Annotated in this window: 2 protein-coding genes; both read left to right on the top strand. The window is 65.2% G+C overall.

Annotation, left to right across the window (positions count from 1 at the left end):
- The first annotated feature begins 119 nt into the window (after nt 1-119).
- Entirely contained in the window at nt 120-1,631 is a 1,512-nt protein-coding gene (gene istA / locus ACFPPB_RS20180; RefSeq protein WP_377330438.1) for an IS21 family transposase, read from the top strand.
- Nucleotides 1,621-2,427 carry an IS21-like element helper ATPase IstB gene (gene istB / locus ACFPPB_RS20175; RefSeq protein WP_465269362.1) on the top strand — a complete coding sequence of 269 codons (807 nt, stop codon included), beginning with the start codon at nt 1,621-1,623 and terminating at the stop codon, nt 2,425-2,427. Before istA ends, istB begins: the two co-directional genes overlap by 11 nt.
- The last annotated feature ends 115 nt before the right edge of the window (nt 2,428-2,542 follow it).

The following is a 2,542-nucleotide window of genomic DNA, read 5'->3' as shown; positions in this document are numbered from 1 at the left end:
TGTTGAGGCCGATCCAAAACTGACCCACTTTTCGAGCTGATGCCGACCGAAAATTGACCCGGGTACCCCAACCTTCCTGCTGGTTTTTTGACCAGCAGGAATCTGATGAGGTGTACCCCATGTCGATGATAGGAAAAGTGCGGCGGATGCATTTCCGCGAGAAGAAGTCGGTACGCGAGATCGCGCGCTTGACGAGCTTGTCCCGCAACACGGTGCGGGCGTGGTTGCGGGAGCCGGAGGTGAAGGATCGAACGTATCGGCGGCCGGCCGCGTCGACGCAGCTGACGCCCTACGCGGATGCCCTGCGGCAAGCGTTGACGGCGGATGCACGCCGGCCCAAGCGCGAGCAGCGTACGGCGAAGGCCTTGTTCGAGGACGTGAAGGCGCAGGGCTACGCGGGCTGTTATTCGCGGGTGACCGACTTCGTACGCGCCTGGCGTGCCGAAGGCGGCGAAGCGGCGGCGCGCAAGGCGTTCGTGCCGCTGGCCTTTGAGTGGGGCGAAGCCTACCAGTTCGATTGGAGCGAGGAAGGCGTGGTGGTCGGCGGCGTGTACTACCGTGCCCAGGTGGCGCACATGACGCTGTGTGCCAGTCGCGCGTTCTGGCTGGTGGCCTATCCAAGCCAGGGCCACGAGATGCTGTTCGATGCGCACACGCGCAGCTTCGCCGCTCTGGGCGGCGTGGCTCGTCGCGGTATCTATGACAACATGAAAACGGCGGTGGACAAGGTGCTGCGGGGCAAGGAGCGCGTGGTCAATGCGCGCTTCGCGGCACTGTGCGCGCACTATCTGGTCGAGGCGGGTTTCTGCAATGTCGCGTCCGGCTGGGAGAAGGGCGCGGTGGAGAAGAACGTGCAGGACTCGCGCCGCCGCATCTTCCAGAAGGCTGCCGGCGAGCGTTTCGCCAGCTTCGCCGAACTCAATGCCTGGCTGGGCAAGCAGGTGCGCGCCTTGTGGGAAGCGTTGCCGCATCCACGGCACCGGGCATGCACGCTGGCCGAGCTGCTGGAACACGAACGGACGCACCTGATGCCGATGCCGGCACCGTTCGACGGTTACGTGGAGAAGGCGGTCAAGGTCAGCAGCACCTGCCTGGTCGCGGTGGCGAAGAACCGTTACTCGGTGCCGTGCGAGTACGCCGGCCGTTGGGTGTCGGCGCGCGTCTATCCGACGCGGATGGTCATGGTCTTCGACGAGGCCGTGATTGCCGGACACGAACGACTGAACGGCAGCGGGCACGTGTGCTACGACTGGCAGCACTATGTGCCGCTGGTACAACGCAAGCCGGGTGCGCTGCGCAACGGCGAGCCCTTCGCGGATTTGCCCCAGCCGCTGCAAACGTTGCGACGTGCCCTGCTGCGTGAAGCCGGCGGCGACCGCGTGATGGCGCAGGTGCTCGCACTGGTGCCACAGGCAGGGCTGGAAGCGGTGGTGGTCGCTGCCGAGTTGGCGCTGGAGGCCGGGCCGCCGGGACGGGTCAGCGTCGAGCACGTCGTCAACGTGCTGGGCCGCTTGAACGCGGCAGCCACGCCGATGGCCATCGCCACGCCTCTGCGTGCGGCGATCACGCCAATGGCCGACACGGCGCGTTACGACCGCCTGCGTGATGCGGAGGTGGCCCATGCGTCCTGACGTGCTGCGTGAACTGAAGGACTTGCGTTTGTACGGCATGGTGGGCGCATGGAGCGAACTGCTCGAACAAGACCCTCCGCCGGACAGCGGTCGTTGGCTGATCGAACACCTGGTGCAGGCCGAACACGCCGATCGTGCCATGCGCTCGATCCGCAACCAGCTGACCTCGGCGCGCTTCCCGCTTCATCGTGACTTGCTCAGCTTCCAGTACGAGGACACGCCCATCGACCGTGCCCTAGTCGAGAAGCTGGCCGACGCGGGCTTCACCGAAGCGGCGCACAACGTGGTCTTGGTGGGTGGCCCCGGTACGGGCAAGACGCATCTGGCCATCGCCATCGGCCACGCCGCCGTGACCCGCCACGGCAAGCGCGTGCGCTTCTTCTCGACGGTGGATCTGGTCAACGCGCTGGAGCAGGAGAAGGCGCAGGGCAAGGCCGGCCGCATCGCTGCCAGCTTGATGCGCATGGATCTGGTCATCCTCGACGAACTGGGCTATCTGCCCTTCAGTCCCAGCGGCGGTGCCTTGCTGTTCCACCTGCTCTCCAAGCTCTACGAGCGCACCAGCGTCATCGTCACCACCAACCTGGACTTCGGCGAGTGGGCCAGCGTGTTCGGCGACGCCAAGATGACCACGGCCTTGCTCGATCGGCTCACGCATCACTGCCACATCCTCGCTACCGGCAACGAGTCGCATCGCTACCGGCACAGCAGCCAGGCCGCCGGCAAGCGCATCAAGGCTCGCGAAGTGGCAAAAAAACACGCTCAAGCAAATGAGGAGGCCGCCTCGCTCAGCTAGTCATCCAGCCCAGTAGACAGTACCGTTATCCACAGACGGCCACCTCGTGTGGCCGTCTTCATCCCGGGTCAGTTTTGAATCGGCACGGCGGGTCAGTTTTAAGTCGGCGTCAACA

This window comes from Rhodanobacter terrae (assembly GCF_042657005.1).
Taxonomy (GTDB): Bacteria; Pseudomonadota; Gammaproteobacteria; order Xanthomonadales; family Rhodanobacteraceae; genus Rhodanobacter; species Rhodanobacter terrae.
The sequence above is the reverse complement of the archived record's forward strand: the minus strand, read 5'-3'. Positions and strand labels throughout refer to the sequence as shown.

Excerpts from the sequence above, each read along its gene's own strand:
- istA (WP_377330438.1), top strand. The coding sequence starts at position 120 with ATGTCGATGATAGGAAAAGTGCGGCGGATGCATTTCCGCGAGAAGAAG.
- istB (WP_465269362.1), top strand. The coding sequence starts at position 1,621 with ATGCGTCCTGACGTGCTGCGTGAACTGAAGGACTTGCGTTTGTACGGC.